Consider the following 24,314-nt stretch of genomic DNA (forward strand, 5'->3'; position numbering starts at 1 on the left):
TTTTGGCATTTGACATTGTGCACGCTGTTGAGTTCTCAAGGATCGGATGCTCCTGCCTTTGGCCATCACGACCGCCCTGCAGGGCAACTTCTCTAACTTACCACTTCTTCGGCTCTTGTCAAGTCGAACCAGGAGCCGATCTGAGTGGACCGGAGTCCGTCTGATCCTCACCGCTTCGATGACCCGAGAGCTGGGAAGTTCCAACCTAGTCTTGAAGTGAGACGATCTCAAGTGTGAGTTTGACTCACGTGGAGATGCTCGGCTTTTGGCTGGGTATCAGTCCCACTTGAGGCCGGGAAGCTCTTCCGCTTCCCGCACCTTTGGGGTGACGAGTGATTACTCTACGCAGACCGCCAGGGGCTGGCAAATCCTCGCTGCATCCCGGGCGTGTCGCCCGGATCCACGCGCTTCAGTCCTGATCAGCGTCACCGATGCCGAGGACGGCCGCTGAGCCGGAACCGGCCGCGACGACCGTCGCGACGGCGAGTGGGCTTCCGCCCCATGCGGTGAACGAGTACTCGTCTCCGGCGGAGTCGACCGACCAGCTGCGCTCGCCCGTGGTCGCGTCGATCCCGACGAGCGTTTCGTCGAGCGTGAGCAGGAGGGTCCGGTCGCTGTATCCGACGAGGCTGCCCTCGGCGTCCTGCTCCTCGTATCGGATCTCGCCGTCTCGAGCGCCGACCCCGGTGTATCCGCCTTCGCCGTCACCGAGCATGATCGTGTCGCCCACGGTGTAGGCGCCGTCCCACGTGCTCGTCAGTCCGCTGCGCCACTCGACCTCGCCGGATCGCGGGTCGAGTCGGCGGACCCGCTCCCCCGACTGGTCGGCGACGACCAACAGCCCACTCGCGTCGAGCACCACCGGCAGCGCCCCGGTCGCCTTCCAGCGCTCGGCGCCGGTGCGGTCGTCCACCCCGCGGATCGTGGTGTCGTTGCCGGAGTAGTCGATCGCGACGAGATCACCGCCCACCTGCTGGTAGTACCAGGAGAGGTCGCCCTGCCAGTCGATGGTCGATCCGTCGTCGAGCGAGTACACCGCACCGTCGTAGAAGAGCTTGTCGCCCGCGGTGGTCGCCCGCTCGCCGGCGTCACCGCTGACCTCCCAGACCGGGTCGGTCAGGTCCGTCGACCGATAGCGGCCGACCGTCCCGGTGCCGTCGGCCGTGGTCGACGAGATGAGCAGGTCACCCTCGAGACCCGGGACGAACGCCGCCGGTGCAGCGAAGTCGGCGAAGCCGATCCCCTCCACACTCGAGTGCTCTTGCGAGGTGGACACCACGTGCCCGTCGCGACGGCTCACGGCGACCATGAGGTCACCCTGACTCAGCACGATCGCGGCCGCATCCGGTGGGGAGACGACCACCGGTGCGTCGAAGCGGTCGAACTCCGGAGAGAGCTCGGTGACGCGACGGTCCCAGAGGGTGTGGCCGTTCGCCGTGTTGACCAGGGAGACCACCGTCTCGCCCGGAGCGTCGTCGACGGTCGTCTGATCCAGTGGCCGGTCGGTCGACCACACGAGCAGCGCGGTGTTGGGGCTCGCGGTGTACCCGTTCAGGTAGAGCTCGTCGCCCGCGGGCACCTCGTCGTCCAGCGGATGTGCGAGTTCCCACGTTCCGACGGTCGGCTTCGTCGGGAGGTCGCGGAGGAGCGCGAGCCCCTCGACGCGGTGGGGAACGGCCGCGACCACGATGAGCACGACCGCGACGATCGCAGCGACCACGGCCAGAGCGAGTCCGCCGAGGAGGAACCATCGTCGGCGCGAGGGGGTCCGCTTGAGCGTGGTGGGCAACGAATCAGGGTGCCAGAGGGCGCGGGGCGCGGTCGCGGTCGGGTCCCCAGGTGCCTCCCCCGCGGCGGTTGCCGAGGCAGGTTCGGCCGCAGCGGCGGTTGCCGCGAGCGGAGTCGAAGCAGGGGCCGGGGCCGGGTTGGTGGACTCGGGATCTGGAACCGGTGTCGTCACCGCGCTCGCCGGGATCGACGTCGCGGTACCGGGTGGCGTGGGCTCAGTCGTGCCGACGTCCGGCGACGGCAGTCGAGCGGCTTCCGCTGCTGGGGCACCGGTCTCGACGTGGGGTGCATCGGTCTCGACGAGGTCGCCGTCGTCGGCCGGCGTGGGCCGGTCGTCCGTCGACTCCGACTCGAACTCGTCCGCCGGCTCCGGCTCGTCCGCCACCGCGGCCTCGGCCGGCGTCTCCACCGTCGACAGCTCGCCCGTGCGCAGCGGCAGCATGGCCCCACAACTCGGGCACACACCGTCGCGACGGTCGACGATCTCGGTCCCGCACGCCTCGCAGAGCTGCACTCGGAGCATCCCCTTCAGGTTCGATGACGACGACGATGCCGTCGTCGGCGGTTCAGGCGGGCGCTCCGTCGAGGAACAGCCCGGCGAGGGTGCGCTTGCCGCGGCGCAGCACGGCCACCCCGCCCGTGAGGAACCGGTCGTCCAGGGTCGCGTCGGCGTCGTCGATCTTGCGGTTGTTCACCGAGACGCCTCCCTGGGCGACCGCGCGTCGAGCCTCACCGAGGCTCGAGCACAGCTCCGTGTCGACGAGCGCCTGGATGACGAGGGTCTCCGCCGCAACCCGCGCGTTCGGCAACTCCGTGACGGCCGACCGCAGCGTGTCCGCGTCGAGTGCGTCCAGATCGCCCTGACCGAAGAGCGCGGCCGACGCGGCGATGGCCGCATCGGTCGCGGCGACCCCGTGGACGAGCGCGGTGACGGCGTAGGCGAGGGTCTTCTGCGCCTCCCGCTTGAACGGTTCCGACTCGGTCGCGGCCGCCAGTCGCTCGATCTCCACCCGATCGAGGAACGTGAACACCTTCAGCCGGGCGATGACGTCCGCATCGTCGGTGTTGACCCAGAACTGGTAGAACGCGTACGGGCTCGTCATGCTCGGGTCGAGCCAGACCGCGTTGCCTTCGCTCTTCCCGAACTTCGTGCCGTCCGAGTTCGTGATCAGCGGGGTTCCGATCGCGTGGACGGTGGCCCGCTCGACCCGGTGGATGAGGTCGGTGCCGCTCGTGAGGTTGCCCCACTGGTCGCTCCCGCCGGTCTGCAGGACGCAGCCGTGTTCGCGGTACAGCTCGAGGTAGTCCATCCCCTGGAGGATCTGGTAACTGAACTCGGTGTAGCTGATCCCCGCTTCCGAGTTGAGGCGGGCACTGACCGCGTCCTTCTTCAGCATCGTGCCGACGCGGTAGTGCTTGCCGATCTCCCGCAGGAAGTCGATCGCGGAGAGCGGTGCGGTCCAATCGAGGTTGTTGACCATGCGCGCGGCGTTGTCGCCCTCGAAGCTGAGGAAGCGTTCGATCTGCGCGCGGAGCGACTGCACCCACTCGGCGACGGTGTCCGGCGTGTTCAGCGTGCGCTCGGCGGTCGGTCGTGGGTCGCCGATGAGGCCGGTCGAACCGCCGACGAGCCCGAGCGGGCGATGTCCGGCCAGCTGCAGCCGACGCATTACGAGCAGCTGGACCAGGTTGCCCAGGTGGAGGCTCGCAGCCGTCGGGTCGAACCCGCAGTAGTAGGTGATCGGCGTTCCACCGAGCAGACGCTTCAGCTCCTGCTGATCCGTCGACACGTGGACGAGCCCGCGCCAGACGAGTTCGTCCCAGACGTCCTCGAAGGTCGGATCGTTGCGCTGGTCAGGAAGAGCGAGGTTCGACACGCTTGCAAGGCTATCAGCGCGGCATCGGCTGCTGGATCGGGCGCATCGGCCTCGGCGCGATCGCGGCGATCGTGACATGCAGGAATTCCTCTCATTCGTCAGAGTTGTGGAAATACCTGCATGTTACGAGTAGGGTGATCGAGCCGAGCCACCGCCGAGAGGAGAGCCGTGTACGTGCTGACCGTCGATCAGATCGCGAGCCGGACCGGCCCTGATCGCGCCGCCGGTGTCATCGAGTCGATCAACGACCGGTTCCCGGAGAGCCTGCTGCTCCAGGCCGAACGCACGGCGGGCGACGAGTTCCAGCTCGCCACCGAGGACACCGAGGTCGCACTCACCATCGCCCTCGACCTCCTCCGGGATCGCGGCTGGAGCGTGGGCATCGGACAAGGCGACGTCCGGCGTCCGCTCCCCAATTCGACCCGAGCCGCGACCGGTCAGGCCTTCTACGCCGCGAGGGAGGCCGTCACGCGGGCCAAGCGGGCGCACTTCCGGTTCGCTCTCGAGGCGGCCGACCAACAGGGCGGCGCCGATGTCGAAGCGCTCATCGTGCTCCTCCTCCACCTCCGCGATCGAAGGACCGCCGGCGGATGGGAGGTCGCCGACCTGCTCGCGGCCGGCGTGACCCAGTCCGAGGCCGCGGCACGACTCGGCATCACCGAGAGTTCGGTCAGTCGCCGGGTCGCGGCCGCCGGCGTCCGAGCCGAAGCCGCGGCGACCACCGCGCTCATCCGCCTGCTGGCGAAGCTCGACCAGGACGCCTCCGTGCACCACCCCGACGACCGAAAGGACGAGCGATGAACCTCGTCACGCTCACGCCCATCACCTGGCCGACCGTCATCGGCCTCCTCGGAAGCGCGCTCGTCTTCCTCCTGCTGGCCCGGGTGCTGAGCGCGCGTCTCGCGGATCGTCTCATGGTCGTGGCGGCGGCCCTCATGGTGATCGGGGCCCTCCTGGTCGCACTCGTCCCCTCGGTTCCGCCGACCGGTCCGGCACTCGTGCTCCTCGGCGCCTTCGTCCTCGCCGTCGCGGTCGCCGGCGGTGGTCCGGTCGCCTCCTTCGCCCTCGCCCTCGCGACGAAGGGCAGCGTCGCCCCCGGGATCCACGGCGGCATCCTCGTGGAGCACCGGAACCCGAACGCCTCGCAGGTCGTCGGACGTCCCATCGAGGTGCTGCGCGGCGGGACCGCCATCGGGATCCTCGAACGGCTCGCCCTCGTCGCCGCGCTGTTCTCCGGCTATCCGGAGGCGATCGCGGTCATCGTCGCGGTCAAGGGTGTCGGACGCTTCACCGAACTCGACTCGGCCGAGGCTCGCGAGCGGTTCATCATCGGCTCGCTCGCCAGCCTCCTCTGGGCTGCCGGGGTGACGTCGATCCTGCTGCTCGAGCGAGGCTGAGTCGGCGGGTCAGTCCACGGCCCTGGGCGAGCGGCGGTAGGGCGAGACGGTCCTCTCCCCCGGGAGCACGAACCGCCACGGGTAGGCGGCTCCCCCACCGACCCCGCTGACGCCCGTCCGCGGACCGGCCGCCGAGGCGAGCGGGCGCTCGGGGAGGAGCAGGTCGAAGGGCGGCTCGGCGAGGTCGTCACCCGACTGGTCGAGCGCGATCCCGAGCGACACGGTGAGCCGCGCCGGTCCTCTGGCCAGGTCGCGATCCGGCACCCGGTCACCGCGTCGCAGCCGCGCGAGCTCCAGCCCCGCGACGACCTCGCCGGCACGCAGGAGCACGGCCGACGCCGTGCCGACCGGTGAGCACACGACGTTGATGCAGACGTGCATACCGTAGCTGAAGTACGCGTACAGATGTCCGGGCGGGCCGAACATCGGACTCGTGCGCGGCGTCGGACCGCGGTGCGCGTGGGATCCGGGATCCTCGCCGACCCCGAGATAGGCCTCGACCTCCGTGAGGCGGACCGACACGGTGCCCTCGGGCGTCGTGTGGGACAGCACCGCTCCGAGCAGCGCGGGCGCGACCTCGAGAGCCGATCCCGAGGTCAGCGCCCGCAGCGGACCTGCCGTCGTCATCGGACCCCGCCCCGTCTAGAGCGAGAGGGCCTGCGACAGCGCGCCCACCCGCCCGACGAGCGTCACGAGCTGGTCCTGGACCCGCTCCGGCGCAGTCCCACCGGCGCCGAGTCGGCTACCGATCGAGCCGTCGACGGTCAGGACGCTCCGCACGGCCGGCGTGAGATGTTCCGAGACACCCGCCAGTGCGGCGTCGTCCGGTTCGTCGAGTGCCAGCCCGCGCTCCTCGCAGTACCGCACGAGCTCGCCGCTGATCTCATGAGCGTCGCGGAAGGCGACACCCTGCTTGACGAGCCACTCGGCGACGTCCGTCGCGAGGGAGAAGCCCTCCGGTGCCAGCTCGCGCAGCCGCGCCGTGTCGAAGCGGAGCGTCGCCACCATCCCGGTGAACGCCGGCAGCAACACCTCGAGCTGGTTCACGGAGTCGAACACCGGCTCCTTGTCCTCCTGCAGGTCGCGGTTGTACGCGAGCGGCAGCGCCTTCAGCGTCGCCAGCAACCCGGTCAGGTTCCCGATGAGTCGCCCGGACTTCCCGCGGGCGAGTTCGGCGATGTCGGGGTTCTTCTTCTGCGGCATGATGCTCGAGCCGGTCGAGTAGGCGTCGTCGAGGGTCACGAACCCGAACTCGCGGGTGTTCCAGACGATGATCTCCTCGGCGAACCGGGACAGGTTGATCCCGATGAGCGAGGTGATGAACGCGAACTCGGCGACGACGTCGCGGCTGGCGGTCGCGTCGATCGAGTTCTCGGTCGGCCGGTCGAGCCCCAGCTCGTGCGCGACGAGCACCGGGTCGAGGCCGAGAGAGCTGCCGGCGAGCGCTCCGGAACCGTACGGCGAGGCGCTCGCCCGGGCGAGCCAGTCGCGGAGCCGTTCCAGGTCGCGGGTGAGCGGCCAGGCGTGCGCGAGCAGCTGGTGGGCGAGCAGCACCGGCTGGGCGTGCTGCAGGTGCGTACGGCCGGGCATCACCGCGTCCGGGTGTGCTTCGGCCTGGGAGACGATCGCGTCGATCAGGTGGATGACGTCGCGGGCGATCACCCGTCCGTGATCGATGAGGTAGAGGCGCACGAGCGTCGCGATCTGGTCGTTCCGGCTTCGTCCGGCGCGTAGCTTCCCACCGAGTTCCTTGCCGGCCCGTTCGACGAGCCCGCGTTCCAGCGCCGAGTGGACGTCCTCATCGCTCTCCGCCGCGACGAACGTCCCGTCGGCCACGTCGGCGTCCAGGACGTCGAGGGCGGCGAGCATCCCACCGAGCTCGTCCTCGTCGAGGTACCCCGCCGACGCGAGCGCCTTGGCATGGGCACGGGAGCCCGCGATGTCATATGCGGCGAGGACCCAGTCGAACTGTGTGGACTTGCTCAGACGGGCGAGTTCCGGCGACGGTCCGCTCGCGAAGCGTCCACCCCAGAGGGCCCCGGATTCGCCTGCTCGGTTCTGCTGATCTGCCACGATGGGCCTCCTGTACTGCTGGCGTCCGGAGTGCTCCGGACTGGTCGGTCGGCCGCAGCCGGGGAAAGGTCAGGCCGCGGAGCCGGCGTGCTGCTGCTCGAGCAGCCACACGAGCAGGGCCTTCTGTGCGTGGAGGCGGTTCTCCGCCTCGTCCCAGATGATGCTCTGCGCCCCGTCGATGACCTCGGCCTCGACCTCGAAGCCGCGATCGGCGGGCAGGCAGTGCATGAAGACGGCGTCGGACGCTGCGAGCCCCATGAGCCTGCGGTCGACGCGGTAGCCGCCGAAGATGGCGACGCGTTGCGCCTTCTCGTCCTCCTTGCCCATCGACACCCAGGTGTCGGTGATCATCACGTCGGCATCCGCCGCCGCAGTGTCGGGGTCGGTGGTCACGAGCACGGAGCCGCCCGTCGTCCGGGCGATGCGCTCCGCGTCGGCGACGACGTCCGCAGCCGGGGCGAACTCTGCCGGGGCGGCGATGCGGACGTGCATCCCCGCCGTCGCGCCGGCCAACAGGTAGGAGTGGGCCATGTTGCTCGCACCGTCGCCGAAGAACGACATCGTCAGACCGGCGAGTTCGCCCTTGTGCTCGCGGATCGTGAGGAGGTCGGCGAGCAGCTGGCACGGGTGGAAGTCGTCGGACAGCGCGTTGACGACGGGCACCGTCGTCCCGGCCGAGATCTCCTCGAGACCGGACTGGGCGTAGGTCCGCCAGACGATCGCCGCGACCTGGCGTTCGAGGACGCGAGCGGTGTCGGCGGCCGTCTCCTTGCCGCCGAGCTGGCTGTTGGCCGTCGAGATGATGAGCGGTGATCCGCCGAGGTCGGCGATCCCCACGGCGAAGGAGACGCGTGTCCGCGTCGAGGACTTGTCGAAGATGACCGCGACGGTCTGCGGGCCTTCGAGCGGCTTGCGCGACCAGCGGTCGCGCTTCAGCTCGGTGGCGAGGTCGAGGATCTCGGCCTGCTCGGCCGGGCTGAGGTCGTCGTCGCGGAGGAAGTGACGGGTCATGGCTGGTGGTCCTGTTCGTGTGGGTCGATGGCCGGTCAGGCCTGGACGGCGTCGAGCGCCGCGCGGAAGAGGGAGGTGAACTCGTCGATCTCGGCGTCGCCGATGATGAGCGGCGGCGCGATCCGGATGCTCGTCGCGTTCGGGGCGTTGATGATGAGCCCTCGGTCGAACGCCGCGGCCGACAGCTCGGCGGCCACCGGGGCACTCAAACCGATACCGATGAGCAGCCCGTGTCCGCGGACCTCCTCGACGATCGGGGAACCGATGGCGGTGATGACGGCCCGCAACTGCTCACCGCGCGCAGCGGCGTTCTGCACGAGACCGGCGCGCTCGATCTCCTCGAGCACCGCGTTCGCCGTCGCGGTCGCGAGCGGGTTGCCGCCGAAGGTGCTGCCGTGCTGGCCGGGTCCGAACAGCTCGGAGGCGGCGCCGAAGGTGACGAGGGCGCCGATCGGCATGCCACCGCCGATCCCCTTGGCGACGGTGATCGCGTCCGGGACGATGCCGTCCCGCTGGAACGCGAACCACTCCCCCGTCCGACCGGCCCCGGTCTGGATCTCGTCGATGATGAGCAGCACGCCGTGCGCCTCGGTGAGTGCCCTGGCACGGGCGAGGTAGCCCTCCGGCAGGTCGATGACGCCGGCTTCGCCCTTGATCGGTTCGAGGATCAGCGCGGCGACCCGGTCGTCGATCGCCGCCTCGAGTGCCTCGATCGTGGTCGGGATGTGCTCGACGCCACCCGGGAGCGGGTGGAACCCCTCCTGCAGGGCGGGCTTGCCGGTCAGGGCGAGCGCCCCGAAGGTCCGCCCGTGGAAGGAGTTCTCCAGGGTGAGGACCCGGGTCCGCGATCCGTCGCCGTGGTTGAGTCGGGCGAGCTTGAACGCCGCCTCGTTCGCCTCGGCACCGGAGTTCGCGAAGTACACCCGACCGCCCTCGTCTGCTCCGGCGAGACGCTTCAGTCGGGCCGCGAGCTCGAGCTGCGGCGGACTCGAGAAGTAGTTGGAGACGTGCGCCAGCGTGCTCGCCTGTCGCGTGATCGCACCGACGAACGCCGGATGCGCATGTCCCAGTGCGTTCACCGCGATGCCCGCGAGGAAGTCGAGGTAGCGGTTGCCCTCGGCGTCCCAGACATGGCATCCCTCACCGCGCGTCAGCATGGCGATCGGCATGTTGAACGTGCGCATCATGTCGCGGTCGACGCGGCTCTTCCAGTCGCTCATGAGTCCTCCGGGACGACCTCGGTGCCGGAGCCGTTCTGGGTGAACACCTCGAGCAGGATGGAGTGGGGTACGCGGCCGTCGATGATGGCAGCCTTGGCGACCCCGCCGTCGACGGCGTCGAGGCAGGCGGTCATCTTCGGGATCATGCCCGATTCGAGCGTGGGCAGCATGGCTCGGAGCTCACTCGTCGTGATCTGCGAGACGAGCGAGTCGCGGTTGGGCCAGTCGCTGTACAGCCCGGCGACATCGGTCAGGATGACGAGCTTGGCGGCACCGAGTGCGACGGCGAGCGCCGCGGCGGCCGCATCGGCGTTCACGTTGAGCGTCTGGCCGGGCTGGTCGAGGTCGGGGGCGATCGAGGAGACCACCGGGATGTTACCGGCGTCGAGGTAGGCCTGCACCGAGGTCGGGTCGACGCTGACGACGTCGCCGACGAGCCCGATGTCCACGGTCTCGCCGTCGACGACGATCGAGCGACGACGCCCGCCGAACAGGCCCGCGTCCTCGCCGGACAGTCCTGCGGCGAGCGGGCCGTGTTCGTTGATCCGCCCAACGAGCTCGGGGTTGACCTGACCGGTGAGGACCATGCGGACGACCTCCATGGCCTCGGGCGTCGTGACCCGATACCCGCCGCGGAACTCGCTGTGGATGTCGAGCCGCTCGAGCATCGCGGAGATCTGCGGGCCACCACCGTGCACGACGACGGGCTTCAGCCCCGCGTAGCGCAGGTAGACCATGTCCTCCGCGAACGCCTGCGCGAGTTCGTCGCTCACCATCGCGTTGCCGCCGAACTTGACGACGATCGTCTGGTCGCGGAAGGTCTTCAGCCAGGGAAGCGACTCGATGAGGGTGGCGGCCTTGATCGCCGCCTCCTCGGGAGAGTTGTCTCGATACTGGGTCATCATCAGCTCGCGTACGCGCTGTTCTCGTGCACGTAGTCGTGCGTGAGGTCGTTCGTCCAGATGGTGGCGCCCGTGTCACCGGCGTGGAGGTCGATGAGCACGTGCACGGCGCGCGGTGAGAGGTCGACGAGGTCGCGCGACTGATCCGGCTCGCCGGCGGTGCACACCTGGACGCCGTTCATGGCCACGTCGATCCCGTACGGGTCGAACTCGGCGCCCGTGGTGCCGACGGCCGCGAGCACCCGGCCCCAGTTCGGGTCGTTGCCGAAGATGGCCGCCTTGAAGAGGTTGCTGCGGGAGACCGCGCGGGCGACCTCGACCGCGTCGTCCTCGGACACCGCGCCGACGACCTCGATCGCGACGTCGTGGGCCGCGCCCTCGGCATCGGCCTGCAGCTGCAGGGTGAGGTCGCGACAGACCTCTGTCAGCGCCTCGGTGAAGGCGGACAGCTCCGGGGTGACGCCGCTCGACCCGGACGCGAGGAGCGACACCGTGTCGTTGGTGGACATGCAGCCGTCGGAGTCGAGGCGGTCGAAGGTGACACGGGTCGCGCTGCGGAGCGCCTGGTCGAGCTGTGCCGGCTCGAGCACGGCGTCGGTCGTGATGACGACGAGCATCGTCGCGAGCCCGGGGGCGAGCATGCCCGCGCCCTTCGCCATGCCGCCGACGGTCCATCCGTCCGCGCTCCGCACGGCCTGTTTCGGCTTCGTGTCGGTCGTCATGATCGCGGTCGCCGCAGCGAGCCCAGCCGCTTCGCTCGCACCGTCCTCGTCGGCGACCGCGCGGGTGGCGTCCCAGACGCCCGCGGTCAGCTTGTCGAGGTCGAGCTGTTCGCCGATGAGCCCCGTGGAGCAGACGAGGACGTCGCCGGCCGAGATCGCGAGCCGCTCGGCGACGGCCTCCGCGGTCGCGTGCGTCGTCTGGAAACCGCGCGTCCCCGTGTAGCAGTTCGCGCCGCCGGAGTTCAGGACGATCGCCGAGACGATGCCGTCCTGCATGACCTGCTCGCTCCAGAGGATCGGGTTGGCCTTGCACCGGTTGCTCGTGAACACCGTCGCCGCGTGCTGCAGCGGACCGACGTTGTGGACCACCGCGAGGTCGAGGCCCCCGGAGGTCTTGAGGCCGCAGGCCACGCCCGCCGCGAGGAACCCTACTGCTGCTGTCACACTCACGGTGCCACTCCATTCACACTCAAGCCGGTCGTCTCGGGGAGCCCGAGCGCGATGTTCGCCGATTGGATCGCCGCGCCGGCGGTCCCCTTCACGAGGTTGTCGACGGCGGTCACGACGACGACCCGTCCCACCGTCTCGTCGACGGCGAGTCCGATCAGCGCGGTGTTGGCGCCGAGGACGTCGGCCGTCCGTGGGAACGACCCCTCAGGCAGCACCTGGACGAACGGTTCGTCGGCGTAGGCCGTCTCCCAGGCCTCGCGGACCGCTGCCGCCGTGGCGCCCTGGACGATGCGTGCCGTCGAGGTGGCCAGGATGCCGCGCGACATCGGGACGATGACCGGGGTGAACGAGATGGACGCGCGATCGGTACCGGCCGCCCGGAGGCTCTGCGTGATCTCGGGGATGTGCCGGTGGGTACCGCCGACGGCGTACGGGTTGGCCGTGCCGAGCACCTCGCTCGCGAGCAGGTTGACCTTCAGGCTCTTCCCCGCACCGGACGGCCCGACGGCGAGCACGGAGACGAGGTCGAGCGGCTCGATCACCCCCGCGGCGATGCCGGGCGCGAGGGACAGGGCGACGGTGCTCGCGTTGCATCCGGGAGCGGCGATCCGCTTGGCGCCCACGAGAGCGTCGCGCCCCCGACCGGTGGACGTCTGGAGCTCCGGCACGCCGTAGGCCCAGGCGCCGAAGTAGTCGCCGCCGTAGAAGGCGTCCCAGTCGGCTTCGTCGACGAGCCGGTGGTCGGCTCCGCAGTCGACGACGAGGGTCTCCGGTGGAAGCGAGGCCGTGACCTCACCCGACTTGCCGTGCGGCAGGGCGAGGAAGACGACGTCGTGTCCCGCGAGCACCTCCGGCGTCGTTGCTTCGAGGACGAGATGCCGGAGCGATCGGAGGTGTGGCTGGTGGTCGACGAGCGGTTGACCGGCGTTCGCGTGCGCGGTCACCGTCCGGACGTCGAAGTCGGGGTGGTCGGCGAGCAGCCGAAGCAGCTCGCCTCCTGCGTAGCCGGATGCTCCGGCCACCGCTACAGAGAAGGACATGGCTCTACCTTATTGAGTGGACGCTCGAGGGGCGGAGGCGGCGACTCCTGGACGACTGCACGGTCACCTGGACCGTGCGAGCACCGGGGTCGCCTATCGTCGCTCTGCGGTAGCGCGTGCGGACACGGGACGGCGGAGGGCGCGGAGCGTGATCGCCCGCGAAGAACCCTGTGCCTGGAAACGTGCCATGTCGAGAGCGTACTACGACGACGAGGATGCCGACGAATCCGCGCCCGGAGCAGCCCGCTCCGCGATGAGCGCGGCCTGCACCCGCGACCGTGCGTCGAGCTTCACGAGGATCCGGGACACGTGCGTGCGGGCCGTCGCCTCGGACAGCCCGAGCGCGGTCGCGATCCCCGCGTTGCTCAGCCCCTCGCGCAGCTGCTCGAGGACCTCACGCTCCCGCGGCGTCAGCGTGGCCAGACCGGGGTGCGCCGGAGCCGGCGCCGGCGCGACCGGAGGTCTGGCCGCGGCGAGACGTTCGAGGACTCGGCGGGTCACCTCCGGGGCGAGCACCGCCTCGCCCGCGTGCACCCGTCGGATCGCATCGACGAGGCCGGCAGCGGAGACCGTCTTCACCAGGAAGGCGTTCGCCCCGGCCGCCAGCGCCTCGTCGACGTACCGATCGAGTGCGAAGGTGGTGAGCATGATGATGCTCGGCGGTGGGGTGGCCGCGGCGAGGATGGCCGGGATCGCGTCGATCCCTGAGGCACGCGGCATCTGGACGTCGAGCAACACGACGTCCGGTCGGTGTCGCACGGCTTGAGCGACGACGGCCTCCCCGTCCGCCGCCTCGGCGATGACCAGGATGTCGTCCGGCTCCTCGAGCAGCGCTCCGAGACCCGCTCTGACGGCCGCATGGTCGTCCGCGATGAGGACCGTGATGGTCATGACGCCCCTCCTGCGGTGACGACCGCGGGGGTGGCCGGCGACACCGGGGTCGGCACGGTGAGCGCCGTCCGCCAGTCGGGACCGTCCGGCCCCGCGACGAGGTCGCCTCCGACCAGACGTGCCCGCTCGGCCAGGCCGACGAGGCCGACCCCGCCGGACCCGGCGAGCGCCGAAGACGCGGTCGCCGTCGGCAGCGGGTTGCTGAGCGTGACGGACAGGGCACCGGGCGGGAGCGAGACCTCGACCCGCACGGAGGCTCCCGGTGCGTGCTTCGCGGTGTTCGTCAGGCCTTCGACGAGCGTGCGGAGCCCGACGATCGAGGTCTGCGCGGGCACCTCGGCGAGCGCCGCGTCGTCCGGTGCCCGTACCTTCACCTCCAGCCCATTGGCACGGGCGACCTCGACCGCGCGGCGGACCGACTCGGCCGTGAGTCGATCTGGTGCCTGGGCCAGGTCGTCGGCCGACTGGTCACCGCGGAGCACGTCGATCATCGTGCGCATGTCGGCGAGCGCGTCGAGACTGCTGGTCCGGACGAGTGCGAGGCTACGCCGCAGCGCCACCGGGTCGGTGCCGTCGCGTCGTTCCAGGGCCGCCGCCGACTGCATCGCGATCGCCGAGAGGTGACCGGCGATGACGTCGTGCAGCTCCCGGCTGAGCTCGAGCCGTTCACGGGTCACGGCGTCCTGCCGGAGCGCAGCCGCCGCCTGGGCGATCGTGTCCGCGCGCTCGCGCTGGCGTTCGGCCTCGAGACGGGGGTACCGGACCATCCTGCCGTACCAGATCGAACTCGCCAGGATGACCGGGACGATGATGAGCGAGCCGAGGACCACTCCGCGACCGAGCCGGGTGACGGCCTCGACGTCGTCGGTGAACCAGATCACCGCGAAGACACCGACCGACACGACGGCGAGCGCGGTGCAGGCGAACGCGGCGACGTCCATGACCCGGGACCGCGAGTAGAGTGCCGCCGCATAGGCGAGGTCGGACACGACGATGAGCATCCCGAGGCCGCTGCCTCCGGTGGTGAGCGCCTCGGCGAGGGCGATCAGGACGCCGACGCCCAGCGTGGTCAACGGGCGTCGGCGGCGGAGCAGGTGCACCGCCAGGATGGCCGTGAGGAACGCGAGCGTGATGAGGAGCGGCGGTTCCGACACGGTCGTCCCCCAGGGGACATGGATCCCGAGGAGGGCGAACAGGAGTCCCATGGCCGCGCACACCGTGGTGATGACCGGCTCGCGGTGTCGATCCACCCATGCGCGCGGTCCTTCGAGAGCAGCCATACCTCCATCACACCAGCTCGCGCCGTGCGGCGCGAGCGTCGGAGGGACGAGCCCGCGTACGCAGTTCCGCTGACCCCGTCGCCGGAGGATCAGCAGCACGGTCGATGTGGCACGGCATCACCCCGCGACACCATCGGAACATGGACAGCTTCACTGAACTCTTCGGCACGAGCCCACTCATCTGGGCCATCCTCGGCGCGGAGGCCGCGTTCTGGATCCTCCTCTTCGGCGGGCTCGCGGTCCGCTACCTCCTCCGGCGGCGCCGGCTCAGCGCGATCATGTTGATCGGTGTACCGGTCGTGGACCTCGTCCTCCTGGTCCTGACCGCGACCGACCTCGCGTCCGGCGAGGAGCCCAACGTCACGCACCTCCTCGCGACCATCTACCTGGGCTTCACGGTGGCGTTCGGCCACGCGCTCATCACGAAGGCGGACGTCTGGTTCGCACACCGGTTCGCGGGCGGTCCAGCACCGCGGCCGAAGCCGAAGTCCGGGCCAGCGTACGTCCGGGCCGCCTGGTCGGAGTGGCGTCGGGTGGTCCTCGCCGTCGCGATCGCGGTCGCCGGGCTCCTTGCGATGCAGGCCATGGTCGGCTGGACCGTCCCCGCGTCCTTCGCCCTCGCGAACGAGGACGTCATCTGGGGCATGATCATCAAGCTCGTCGCGATCACCGGCATCTGGTTCGCCGCAGGCCCGGTGTACGCCGTCCTCTTCCGGAGCGCCGCGCCCGCTTCTGACACCACGGAGCGGGTTTCGGATTCCATTCCGACATCTCAGGGGCGTCCCTAACGGCGCTCTATCTCATATCTGAGATAGAGTGACGACATGGAAGACACGGCAACGTTTGAACGAACGGACCCCGCGGCACCGCTTCGGCAGGTCGGAGCACTCATCCGCGGCGCCCGTCAGGGACGCAAACTCACCCAGGCCCAGCTGGCGGAACGCGTCGGCACGAGCCAGAGCGCGATCAACCGGATCGAGCAGGGCAGTCAGAACATCAGCATCGACCTCCTGAGCCGGATCAGCACCGCGCTCGAGAGTGAGATCGTCAGTTTCGGCGAACAGAAGAAGAACTCGCACCTCCGCGTGCAGGGCGGCCGACAGTTGCACGGGACCATCGCGGTGCGTTCGAGCAAGAACGCCTCGGTCGCGCTCCTGTGCGCCGCGCTCATGAACCGCGGCCGCACCACGCTGCACGGTATCGCCCGGATCGTCGAGGTCGACCGCATCATCGACGTCCTGCGCAGCCTGGGCGTCTCCGTGGTCTGGTCGCCGGACGGCCAGGACGTCGAGATCCACGTCCCGGACGACCTCTCACTCGAGAGCATCGACGAGGACGCCGGTCGCCGGACCCGCAGTGTGCTCATGTTCCTCGGTCCGCTGCTCGGCCGCTACGACACCTTCGCCCTCCCCTACGCCGGTGGTTGCGACCTCGGGACCCGCACCGTCGAACCGCACCTCATCGCGCTCCGGCCGTTCGGCCTGTCCATCGAGGCGACCGCCGGCTGGTACCAGGCCACCGTCGCCCCCGACGTGCCCGAGGAGCTGACCGTCGTGCTCACCGAGCGGGGCGACACCGTGACCGAGAACGCCGTCATGGCCGCCGCGGTACGCGACGGTGTGACGACCATCCGCAACGCCAGCCCGAACTACATGGTGCAGGACCTCTGCTTCTACCTGGAGCTCCTCGGCATCACCATCGAGGGCATCGGGAGCACGACGCTCCGGATCACCGGCCGCAGCGTCATCAACGAGGACGTGGACTACTGGCCGAGTGAGGACCCGGTGGAGGCGATGAGTCTGCTCACCGCCGGGATCGTCACCGACTCGGAGATCACCGTCACCCGGGTGCCGATCGAGTTCATGGAGATCGAGCTCGCGACGCTCGGCGAGATGGGACTGCGCTACACCCGCTCCCCCGAGTACGCGGCGGCGAACGGTCGAACCCGCCTCGTCGACGTCACCGTGCACCCCTCGAAGCTGCACGCCCCGATCGACAAGATCCACCCCATGCCGTTCCCGGGGCTCAACATCGACAACCTCCCGTTCTTCGCGGTCATCGCGGCCTGCGCCGACGGCGACACGCTCATCCACGACTGGGTGTACGAGGGCAGGGCGATCCACCTCACCGACCTGACGCGACTCGGTGCGAACGTCCGCCTGCGCGACCCGCACCGCATCGACGTCTCCGGGCCGACGCACTGGTCCGGCGCCGAGGTGAGCTGCCCTCCCGCGCTGCGACCGGCCGTCGTCATCCTGCTCGCCATGCTCGCCGCGAAGGGCACGAGCGTGCTCCGGAACGTCGACATCATCGCTCGGGGGTACGAGCAGCTGCAGGAGCGGCTCATCACCCTGGGTGCGTCGATCGAGACCTTCCGCGACTGAGTCCGTCCCGTCCGACGGACGCGGCCCCGCAGATCATCGATCCGCGGGGCCGCTGTCGTCCGGTACGACCGGCTCAGTCCCGGATGCTCGCGCCGAAGCGCTCGGCCGCGACTGCCGCGCCGGCCAGCTTCGCGTCGCTCGCCTCCGCCGCGGTGAGCGTGCGGTCCGGCGCGCGGAACCGCAGGGCGAAGGTCAGGCTCTTGCCACCCTCGGGCACGCCCGAACCGCGGTAGTCGTCGACGAGGCGGATGTGCTCGAGTAGCGGACCGGCTCCGATCCGGACGGCGTCGAGGACCTCACCGGCTGAGACCGTCACCGGGACGAGCAGCGAGAGGTCCTGCGTCGCAGCGGGAAGGGTTCCGATGCCGACGGCCTCGGGCAGTGCGTCGCCGAGCGCGATGATGCGATCCAGGTCGAGTTCCGCGACCGCGACGACGCGCGGCAGGTTCGCCTCCTCGGCGACGGCCGGGTGCACCTCCCCCGCGTACCCCACCAGGACGTCGCCGACATGCAGCGCCGCAGTCCGTCCGGGGTGCAGTGCCTGGTGGCTGCCCTGCGAGACGGTGATGTCGACGCCGGTCGCCACCGCGACGGCCTGGACAGCCTCGAGCGCGTCGGCGATACCGGCCGCGACCGCGGGCTGGCCCGGCTGCTTCGGGACGGCGTTGCCGACCGCGAGGAAGCCGAGATGACGCGGTTGAGCCGGGACGCCCGCCTCGAGTTCCTCGAGCTGGGCCTCGCTCGGACGGACCGCCGCCTGCGGGAGTTCGGCCTGGCCGAAGGCGCCGTGACGCGACGGACGGAACACCGCGCCGACCTCGAAGATCGAGAGGTCGGTCAGACCACGCGAGACGTTCCGGTGGGCAACCGCGAGGAGACCGGGCAGGATCGACGCGCGGAGGAATGGCGCCTTCGCGTCGAGCGGGTTCGCGAGCTTCACGGCCGGGAACTCACCTGGCTGCGGAGCACCGAACCGCGCGTTCTCCTCGGCGGAGACGAACGGGTAGGCCAACACCTCGGTCGCGCCGCCGTAGGCGAGCGCATCGGAGACCCCACGTCGCAGCCGCTGCGAACGCGAGAGCCCGCGTCCTGGAGGCGCGACGGGGAGCACCGACGGGATGCGGTCGTATCCGAGGATCCGCGCCACCTCCTCGGCGAGGTCCTCCTTGCCGGTGATGTCGTGGCGCCAGCTCGGCGGCGTCACGAGCAGGCCGCCATCGGTCGCCTCGACGGCCGCGCCGATCTCGGCGAGCGCGGATCGTGTCTCGTCCGCTCCGAACGTGACGCCGATGAGGCCGTTGATGTAGTCGTCGGGGAGCAGGATCGGCTCGCGATCCGGCGCCGTGGTGACGGTGGAGCCGAGGTCGTCCGTCCGGCCACCGGCCAGGTCGACGAGCAACTGCGCGACGCGACCGGCGGCCGCGACGGCGATCTGCGGATCGACACCGCGCTCGAACCGCTTGGACGCCTCGCTCGGCAGCTTGTGGCGACGCGCGCTCCGCGCGATGGACACCTGGTCGAAGTTCGCGGCCTCGATGAGGACGTTGCGCGTGGCATCGGTGATCTCGGTGTCGAGGCCACCCATCACGCCCGCGAGCCCGATCGGGCCCGAGTCGTCGGTGATCAGCAGGTCCTCGTCGTGGAGCTTCCGCTCCTGGCCGTCGAGCGTGACGAAGGTCTCGCCGGTCCGCGCGCGCCGGACGACGATGCCGCCCGTGAGCTTGTCGAGGTCGTACCCGTGGATCGGCTGCCCGAGCTCGAGCATGACGTAGTTCGTGATGTCGACGACGAGCGACAGCGAGCGGATGCCGGCGAGCTTCAACCGGGCCACCATCCACGGCGGGGTCGGCTTCGTCGGGTCGACGTCGCGCACGACGCGCGTGACGAAGACGCTCGACCCGACGCGACCGCGGATCGGCGCAGCATCCTCGATCGTGACGGGGAAGCCGTCGAGTGGTCCGGTGAAGGCGTCGGGAACGCTCGCCGCCGGGTCGCGGAAGGCCGCCCCGGTCGCGTGCGAGTACTCGCGTGCGACCCCTCGGATCGAGAACGCGTAGCCGCGATCGGGCGTCACGTTGAGCTCGACCGCAGCGTCGTCGAGACCGAGCAGGCTGATCGCGTCGGTGCCGACGGGTGCCTCGACCCCGATCGTCGAGAGGCGCAGGATCCCGTCGTGGTCCTCACCGAGACCGAGCTCGCGAGCCGAGGCGATCATGCCGTCCGACACGTGGCCGTAGGTCTTGCGAGCGGCGATCGGGAACGGACCGGGCAGGACGGCGCCGGGCAGGGTGACGACCACCTGGTCGCCGACGAAGAAGTTGCCGGCACCGCAGACGATGCCCCGTACGGCCCCGTCGGCGTCACCCTCGGCGACGCGGACCTGGCACCAGCGGATGGTCTTGCCGTTGGACTGCGGCTCCTCGACGAACTCGAGGACCTCGCCGACGACGATGGGACCGGTCAGCTCGAAGCGGTGGACGTCCTCCTCCTCGAGCCCGACGCGCACGAGCGCGGCGTGGACGTCTTCAGGGGTGGTCCCCGGGGCGAGTTCGACGAACTCCCCGAGCCAGCTCAATGGAACACGCACGACTACACCACCATCCCGAACTGCTGGGAGAAGCGGACGTCGCCCTCCACCATCTCTCGCATGTCCTGCACGCCGTCGCGCAGCATCAGGCCGCGCTCGACGCCCATCCCGAAGGCGAAGCCCGAGTAGACCTCGGGATCGATACCGGCGGACCGGAGCACGTTCGGGTTGATCATGCCGCACCCGCCCCACTCGATCCAGCGCGGTCCGTCCTTGAAGGTCGGGTGCCAGAAGTCGAGCTCGGCGCTCGGCTCGGTGAAGGGGAAGTAGCTGGGACGCAGGCGGACCTTCGCGTCGTCGCCGAAGACGCTCTTCACGAAGTGGTCGAGCGTTCCGCGCAGGTGCGCCATCGTCAGGCCCTTGTCGACGGCGAGACCCTCGAACTGCATGAAGACGGGCGTGTGCGTCGCGTCGAGCTCGTCGGTGCGGTACACGCGCCCGGGGGCGAGCACGTACACGGGGAGCTCGCGCTCGAGCAGCGAGCGCACCTGGACCGGCGAGGTGTGCGTCCGCAGGACGAGGTGCGACTCCAGCGGCTCCACGAAGAAGGTGTCCTGCATCGCGCGGGCCGGGTGGTCGGCGTCGAAGTTCAGGGCGTCGAAGTTGAACCACTCGCTCTCGACCTCTGGCCCCTCGGCGATCTCCCACCCCATGCCGACGAAGATGTCGGACACCCGGTCCTGGAGCAGGGTGAGGGGGTGCCGGGCACCGGGCACACGTCGCAGCGGCACGGCGGTGACGTCGATCGCCTCGGCGGCGAGGCGTGCCTCCGTCTCGGCGGCGACGATCTCGCCCTCGCGCTCGCTCAACGCCTTCGCGACGCGCCCGCGAGCCTGACCGACCAGCTTGCCGAGCGCGGCCTTCTGGTCGTTCGGCACGCTGCGGAGCGATCCGTTGAGGGCGGCGAGCGGTGACGCTTCGCCGGCGTGGGCTGATCGGACCGCTTTCAGGGCGGCCGAGTCGGTGGCTGCGGCGATCGCTTCGAGAGCGGCGTCGACCGCGGCGTTCACCGCTGGTTCGGAGATTGGGGATGCGTCGGACACGAGAGCCAAGTCTACCCAGGCGGTCGGCCCGCATGGGCGACCGTCCTCGCCCCGACGGGGACCCGGTCGCCCGGGCTCCGCCGGGACGACCTCAGATGCTCGCGCCGGACGACTGGTTCCCCGCCTGGATGCCGAGGATCTTGGTCGTCGTGTCCTCGGTCACGGCCTGCTCCTTCGGCGTCCGTGGCGATCGTCGGGTACGCACCTCGACGATCTTCGCGACGCCCGAGAGGATCAGGCAGAGCACGATGTAGATCGAGCCCATCACGATGATCGAGGGGATGATCGGGCTACCGTAGAGCGCCTGCGACCCGAACTGCTTCGCGAGGTAGAGGAGCTCCTGATAGGTGATCAGGAAGCCGAGTGCCGTGTCCTTGAGGGCGACGACGAGCTGGGCGATGATGACCGGCAGCATCGCGCGGATCGCCTGCGGGAACAGGATGAGGCGCAGGACGGCGGACTTCCGCAGGCCGATCGCGTACGCCGCCTCGCCCTGTCCCTTCGGCAGCGACTCGATGCCCGCTCGGAAGATCTCGGAGAACACCGCGCCGTTGTACAGCGTCAGCGCGATGGCGACGGCGACGAACGGCGTCACGAAGGTGAAGCCGAGGGGCGGCAACCCGTAGTACATGAGCATCATCAGGATGAGCACCGGGACCGCCCGGAAGAACTCGATGAAGATCGTGAACGGGACGCTGATGATCTTGTGGTCGGACAGTCTGCCGATGGCCAGGATCAACCCGAGGACGACGCTGCAGACCGCAGCCACGGCGAACGCGGACAGGGTCGCGCCCGTCGCCTGGAGGATCTGCTCCCAGACGCGCGGGAAGGTGAAGAGCTTCCACTTCGAGGCGGTGAACTGTCCGGTCTCGATGAAGCGGAAGACGACGAAGGCGAGGATGCCGGCAACGACGAGCACCGTCGCCGCACCGATCCAGCGATAGCGGACGATGGCCTTCGGGCCGGGGGTGTCGAACAGGACGGAGCTCATCGCGCGATCCTCCACTTCTTCTCGAAGGCCCGTTGGGCGAGGGACAGGAGCGACACGAGGGCCACGAAGATGAGGGCCACCCACAGCAGTCCGATGAGGAGCGGCTCGCCGCGCTCGGACAGGTTCGCGCGGATCGCGCCCGCTTCGGCGACGGAGAAGCCGGCTGCGACCGTCGTGTTCTTGAGCAGGGCGATGAGCACGCTGAAGAGCGGAGGGAGCACGGCACGGAACGCCTGCGGCAGGATGACGAGCGTCATGGTCTGTCCGAACGGCAGCCCGATCGCGCGTGCGGCCTCGGCCTGACCGATCGGCACCGTGTTGACGCCGGACCGCAGGACCTCTGCGACGTAGGTCGCGGTGTAGAGGCTCAGCCCGATGATCGCGAGCGTCGTGTAACTCACTTCGGGGAGCCCGAGCTTCGGGTAGCCGAAGGCGAAGAAGAAGAGGATGAGGGTCAGCGGGGTGTTGCGCACCGTGTTGACGTACACGGTGCCGAAGAGGCGCATCGCCGGGACCGGCGAGACCCGCATGGCACCGACGATGGTGCCGAGGATGAGCGCGAAGAACCCCGACACCACGAAGAGCAGCAGGGTGTTGCGGAAGCCCGTGACGAAGAGGTCGAGGTTGTCGAGCAGGACGTTCATGTCGCGCACGCCTTTCGGGAGGGGGACGCCCGTGGCGGGCGCCTGGGCGGAGTCGACGGGACAGCTCCCCCGGACGGCCGCTGGTCGGCGGCCGCCCGGGGCGCTGCTTAGTAGTCGTCGACCGCCGGCTGGGTCACCTTGGTGCCGGAGGCGCCGAGGGTGGCGTCGTAGATCTTGGTCCAGGTGTCGCCGCCATTGGTGAACATCGTGTTGATGAAGTGGCGGAGGGCGTCGTCACCCTTCGGCAGACCGATGCCGTACAGCTCGGTGCTGAACGGCTCGCCCACGACCTTGAGGTCGTCGGGGAACTGCGCCGCGTACCCGATCAGGATCGCTTGGTCGGTCGTGACCGCGTCGACCTTGCCGTCGTTCAGGGCCTCGACACACTGCGAGTAGGTGTCGAACTCCTCCGTCTTGGTGTCGGGGAAGTTGTCCTTGATGTTCTGGATGGGCGTGGAGCCCGTCGCCGAACACACGGTCTTGCCGGCGAGGTCGTCCTCGCCCTTGATGTCGTCGTTGTCCGCGGCGACGAGCAGACCCTGGCCGGTCTCGAAGTACGGTCCGGCGAAGTCGATCTGCTCCTTGCGCTTGTCGGTGATCGAGTAGGTGCCGACGTAGTAGTCGATGTCACCGTTCACGATGGCCGACTCGCGGTTGGCGCTCGGGATCGCCTTGAACTCGATCTTGTCGGCGTCGAAGCCGAGCGACGCGGCGATCCAGGTGGCCATCTCGACGTCGAAGCCGGAACGCTCGCCGGTGGCGGCGTCGAGGTAACCGAGACCGGGCTGGTCCTCCTTGACGCCGATGCGGACCTTGTCGGCCTTCACCATCGCGTCGTACGTGGGGCTGCCCTCGAGCTGGACGTCGGTGGCGACCTCGAAGAGTGCGCCGCCGTCGGACGCGCCGTCGGTCGATCCGGTGCCGGCGTCGCCGCCGCTGCACCCGCTGAGCGCGAGCGCTGCTGCAGCGACTCCCGCGGTGATGAACATGAGCCTCTTGCGCATGTTTTCCTTCCTTCCTTGGTGCCCGGGACGGGCCGATCGGTTGGTCAGTTCCGGGTCGCCGCGCGGGTCGCGCGATCCGGAGTCGGATGGGTCAGTGGGTGAGGAGCTTCGACAGGAAGTCCTTCGCCCGCTCGGACTGCGGGTTCGTGAAGAACGACTCGGGGTCGGTGTCCTCGAGGATCTCGCCGTCGGCCATGAAGACGACGCGGTCGGCGGCCTTCCTGGCGAAGCCCATCTCGTGGGTCACGACGATCATCGTCATGCCCTCGCTGGCGAGCTGCACCATGACGTCGAGGACCTCGTTGATCATCTCGGGGTCGAGTGCCGAGGTCGGCTCGTCGAACAGCATGACCTTCGGCTTCATCGCGAGGGCGCGGGCGATCGCGACGCGCTGCTGCTGCCCGCCGGACAACTGTGCCGGCAGCTTGTCGGCCTGCACGCCGATGCCGACGCGCTCGAGCAGCACCTTCGCCGCATCGTCGGCGTCGCGCTTCTTCTGCTTGCGCACCTTGATCGGGCCGAGGGTGACGTTCTCGCGGATCGTCTTGTGCGCGAACAGGTTGAACGACTGGAACACCATGCCGACGTCGGCGCGCAGCTCGGCGAGCTGCTTGCCCTCCTCCGGCAGTTTCTTGCCGTCGATCCGGATCTCGCCCGAGCTGATCGTCTCGAGCCGGTTGATCGTCCGGCAGAGGGTCGACTTGCCGGACCCGGACGGTCCGATCACGACGACGACCTCACCCTTGTTGACGGTGAGGTTGATGTCCTTCAGGGCGTGGAACTCGCCGTAGTGCTTCTCGACGTTCTCCATGACGACGAGGGGCTCGCCGCGCCCTGCCTGGATCGGGTTGCTCGTGGTCTCGTATGCGCCGGCGGCACCATGCGAGGCTGCTGCATCGGGTTCCGTCGGGCCGGAGTTCGGGGACACTGTTGGCTCCATGTAACCCAAACTAGGTGACCGTGTGTTTCGTGCGCATGACGGAAGCGCTACGGTTACCGTTTCGTAACCT

General features: G+C 69.6%; 21 protein-coding genes. 4 read left to right on the plus strand and 17 right to left on the minus strand.

Annotated elements, in window-relative coordinates:
• Positions 1 to 409: 409 nt before the first annotated feature.
• Together B9Y95_RS14810 and tyrS are read right to left on the minus strand one after the other, a co-directional pair.
• Positions 410 to 2,311 carry an outer membrane protein assembly factor BamB family protein gene (locus tag B9Y95_RS14810; protein WP_085512961.1) on the minus strand — a complete coding sequence of 634 codons (1,902 nt, stop codon included), beginning with the start codon at positions 2,309 to 2,311 and terminating at the stop codon, positions 410 to 412.
• A gap of 43 nt (positions 2,312 to 2,354) precedes the next feature.
• Positions 2,355 to 3,665 (minus strand): tyrosine--tRNA ligase, encoded by a 1,311-nt coding sequence (gene tyrS / locus B9Y95_RS14815; protein ID WP_234994128.1) that lies wholly within the window; start codon positions 3,663 to 3,665, stop codon positions 2,355 to 2,357.
• Positions 3,666 to 3,833: 168 nt separating this feature from the next.
• Here tyrS and B9Y95_RS14820 point away from each other — a divergent pair, with 168 nt between their 5' ends.
• Positions 3,834 to 4,466: a hypothetical protein gene (locus B9Y95_RS14820; protein ID WP_085512965.1), complete on the plus strand. Its 633-nt coding sequence runs from the start codon at positions 3,834 to 3,836 to the stop codon at positions 4,464 to 4,466.
• Positions 4,463 to 5,062, plus strand: coding sequence for a hypothetical protein (locus tag B9Y95_RS14825; RefSeq protein ID WP_085512967.1), 600 nt, complete (start codon positions 4,463 to 4,465; stop codon positions 5,060 to 5,062). The genes B9Y95_RS14820 and B9Y95_RS14825 overlap by 4 nt, the downstream gene beginning before the upstream one ends.
• 9 nt (positions 5,063 to 5,071) lie before the next feature.
• On the opposite strand, the gene B9Y95_RS14830 is transcribed toward B9Y95_RS14825, so the two are convergent.
• The 9 genes from B9Y95_RS14830 to B9Y95_RS14870 form a co-directional block, all read right to left on the minus strand.
• The gene (locus B9Y95_RS14830; RefSeq protein ID WP_085512968.1) at positions 5,072 to 5,689 is read right to left on the minus strand and encodes a DNA-3-methyladenine glycosylase; all 618 of its coding nucleotides are present in this window, start codon (positions 5,687 to 5,689) and stop codon (positions 5,072 to 5,074) included.
• 15 nt (positions 5,690 to 5,704) lie between these two features.
• Entirely contained in the window at positions 5,705 to 7,135 is a 1,431-nt protein-coding gene (gene argH, locus B9Y95_RS14835; protein ID WP_085512969.1) for an argininosuccinate lyase, read from the minus strand.
• A 69-nt stretch (positions 7,136 to 7,204) separates the two neighbouring features.
• Positions 7,205 to 8,146 carry an ornithine carbamoyltransferase gene (gene argF, locus B9Y95_RS14840; RefSeq protein ID WP_085512970.1) on the minus strand — a complete coding sequence of 314 codons (942 nt, stop codon included), beginning with the start codon at positions 8,144 to 8,146 and terminating at the stop codon, positions 7,205 to 7,207.
• Between the two features lie 35 nt (positions 8,147 to 8,181).
• Positions 8,182 to 9,366 carry an acetylornithine transaminase gene (locus tag B9Y95_RS14845; protein ID WP_085512971.1) on the minus strand — a complete coding sequence of 395 codons (1,185 nt, stop codon included), beginning with the start codon at positions 9,364 to 9,366 and terminating at the stop codon, positions 8,182 to 8,184.
• Positions 9,363 to 10,268 carry an acetylglutamate kinase gene (argB, locus tag B9Y95_RS14850; RefSeq protein WP_079707058.1) on the minus strand — a complete coding sequence of 302 codons (906 nt, stop codon included), beginning with the start codon at positions 10,266 to 10,268 and terminating at the stop codon, positions 9,363 to 9,365. The genes B9Y95_RS14845 and argB overlap by 4 nt, the downstream gene beginning before the upstream one ends.
• Positions 10,269 to 10,270: 2 nt before the next feature.
• Positions 10,271 to 11,440 (minus strand): bifunctional glutamate N-acetyltransferase/amino-acid acetyltransferase ArgJ, encoded by a 1,170-nt coding sequence (argJ, locus tag B9Y95_RS14855; RefSeq protein WP_085512972.1) that lies wholly within the window; start codon positions 11,438 to 11,440, stop codon positions 10,271 to 10,273.
• Entirely contained in the window at positions 11,437 to 12,480 is a 1,044-nt protein-coding gene (gene argC / locus B9Y95_RS14860) for an N-acetyl-gamma-glutamyl-phosphate reductase (RefSeq protein WP_085512973.1), read from the minus strand. The genes argJ and argC overlap by 4 nt, the downstream gene beginning before the upstream one ends.
• A gap of 201 nt (positions 12,481 to 12,681) precedes the next feature.
• Positions 12,682 to 13,371 (minus strand): response regulator, encoded by a 690-nt coding sequence (locus tag B9Y95_RS14865; protein ID WP_085512974.1) that lies wholly within the window; start codon positions 13,369 to 13,371, stop codon positions 12,682 to 12,684.
• Positions 13,368 to 14,651, minus strand: a complete 1,284-nt coding sequence (locus B9Y95_RS14870) for a sensor histidine kinase (RefSeq protein ID WP_085512975.1) — start codon at positions 14,649 to 14,651, stop codon at positions 13,368 to 13,370. The genes B9Y95_RS14865 and B9Y95_RS14870 overlap by 4 nt, the downstream gene beginning before the upstream one ends.
• Positions 14,652 to 14,791: 140 nt before the next feature.
• Between B9Y95_RS14870 and B9Y95_RS14875 the strand changes: the two genes are divergently transcribed.
• Both B9Y95_RS14875 and B9Y95_RS14880 read left to right on the plus strand, forming a co-directional pair.
• Complete coding sequence (locus B9Y95_RS14875) at positions 14,792 to 15,439, plus strand: hypothetical protein (protein WP_143736505.1); 648 nt, start codon at positions 14,792 to 14,794, stop codon at positions 15,437 to 15,439.
• A gap of 36 nt (positions 15,440 to 15,475) precedes the next feature.
• Complete coding sequence (locus B9Y95_RS14880) at positions 15,476 to 17,035, plus strand: helix-turn-helix domain-containing protein (RefSeq protein ID WP_085512977.1); 1,560 nt, start codon at positions 15,476 to 15,478, stop codon at positions 17,033 to 17,035.
• A 73-nt stretch (positions 17,036 to 17,108) separates the two neighbouring features.
• On the opposite strand, the gene pheT is transcribed toward B9Y95_RS14880, so the two are convergent.
• From pheT to B9Y95_RS14910, 6 genes are all read right to left on the minus strand, one after another.
• Positions 17,109 to 19,622 (minus strand): phenylalanine--tRNA ligase subunit beta, encoded by a 2,514-nt coding sequence (gene pheT, locus B9Y95_RS14885; protein ID WP_085512978.1) that lies wholly within the window; start codon positions 19,620 to 19,622, stop codon positions 17,109 to 17,111.
• A gap of 2 nt (positions 19,623 to 19,624) precedes the next feature.
• Entirely contained in the window at positions 19,625 to 20,665 is a 1,041-nt protein-coding gene (gene pheS, locus B9Y95_RS14890; RefSeq protein WP_085513481.1) for a phenylalanine--tRNA ligase subunit alpha, read from the minus strand.
• Between the two features lie 91 nt (positions 20,666 to 20,756).
• Positions 20,757 to 21,656, minus strand: a complete 900-nt coding sequence (locus tag B9Y95_RS14895; RefSeq protein ID WP_085512979.1) for an amino acid ABC transporter permease — start codon at positions 21,654 to 21,656, stop codon at positions 20,757 to 20,759.
• On the minus strand, positions 21,653 to 22,300 hold the full coding sequence (locus B9Y95_RS14900) for an amino acid ABC transporter permease (protein ID WP_079707378.1): 648 nt from the start codon (positions 22,298 to 22,300) through the stop codon (positions 21,653 to 21,655). The genes B9Y95_RS14895 and B9Y95_RS14900 overlap by 4 nt, the downstream gene beginning before the upstream one ends.
• Before the next feature lie 107 nt (positions 22,301 to 22,407).
• Positions 22,408 to 23,304, minus strand: coding sequence for a glutamate ABC transporter substrate-binding protein (locus B9Y95_RS14905; protein WP_085512980.1), 897 nt, complete (start codon positions 23,302 to 23,304; stop codon positions 22,408 to 22,410).
• A 91-nt stretch (positions 23,305 to 23,395) separates the two neighbouring features.
• Positions 23,396 to 24,115: an amino acid ABC transporter ATP-binding protein gene (locus B9Y95_RS14910; protein ID WP_079707380.1), complete on the minus strand. Its 720-nt coding sequence runs from the start codon at positions 24,113 to 24,115 to the stop codon at positions 23,396 to 23,398.
• Between the last annotated feature and the right edge of the window lie 199 nt (positions 24,116 to 24,314).

This window comes from Plantibacter flavus (assembly GCF_900177615.1).
Classification (GTDB): Bacteria; Actinomycetota; Actinomycetes; order Actinomycetales; family Microbacteriaceae; genus Plantibacter; species Plantibacter flavus.

Bases quoted from the DNA above. Each gene is read 5' to 3' on its own strand.
- B9Y95_RS14810 (WP_085512961.1), bottom strand. From the start codon at position 2,311: ATGCTCCGAGTGCAGCTCTGCGAGGCGTGCGGGACCGAGATCGTCGAC.
- B9Y95_RS14825 (WP_085512967.1), top strand. From the start codon at position 4,463: ATGAACCTCGTCACGCTCACGCCCATCACCTGGCCGACCGTCATCGGC.
- B9Y95_RS14830 (WP_085512968.1), bottom strand. From the start codon at position 5,689: ATGACGACGGCAGGTCCGCTGCGGGCGCTGACCTCGGGATCGGCTCTC.
- argF (WP_085512970.1), bottom strand. From the start codon at position 8,146: ATGACCCGTCACTTCCTCCGCGACGACGACCTCAGCCCGGCCGAGCAG.
- B9Y95_RS14845 (WP_085512971.1), bottom strand. From the start codon at position 9,366: ATGAGCGACTGGAAGAGCCGCGTCGACCGCGACATGATGCGCACGTTC.
- argB (WP_079707058.1), bottom strand. From the start codon at position 10,268: ATGACCCAGTATCGAGACAACTCTCCCGAGGAGGCGGCGATCAAGGCC.
- argC (WP_085512973.1), bottom strand. From the start codon at position 12,480: ATGTCCTTCTCTGTAGCGGTGGCCGGAGCATCCGGCTACGCAGGAGGC.
- B9Y95_RS14865 (WP_085512974.1), bottom strand. From the start codon at position 13,371: ATGACCATCACGGTCCTCATCGCGGACGACCATGCGGCCGTCAGAGCG.
- B9Y95_RS14870 (WP_085512975.1), bottom strand. From the start codon at position 14,651: ATGGCTGCTCTCGAAGGACCGCGCGCATGGGTGGATCGACACCGCGAG.
- B9Y95_RS14875 (WP_143736505.1), top strand. From the start codon at position 14,792: ATGGACAGCTTCACTGAACTCTTCGGCACGAGCCCACTCATCTGGGCC.
- B9Y95_RS14880 (WP_085512977.1), top strand. From the start codon at position 15,476: ATGGAAGACACGGCAACGTTTGAACGAACGGACCCCGCGGCACCGCTT.
- B9Y95_RS14895 (WP_085512979.1), bottom strand. From the start codon at position 21,656: ATGAGCTCCGTCCTGTTCGACACCCCCGGCCCGAAGGCCATCGTCCGC.
- B9Y95_RS14900 (WP_079707378.1), bottom strand. From the start codon at position 22,300: ATGAACGTCCTGCTCGACAACCTCGACCTCTTCGTCACGGGCTTCCGC.
- B9Y95_RS14905 (WP_085512980.1), bottom strand. From the start codon at position 23,304: ATGCGCAAGAGGCTCATGTTCATCACCGCGGGAGTCGCTGCAGCAGCG.
- B9Y95_RS14910 (WP_079707380.1), bottom strand. From the start codon at position 24,115: ATGGAGAACGTCGAGAAGCACTACGGCGAGTTCCACGCCCTGAAGGAC.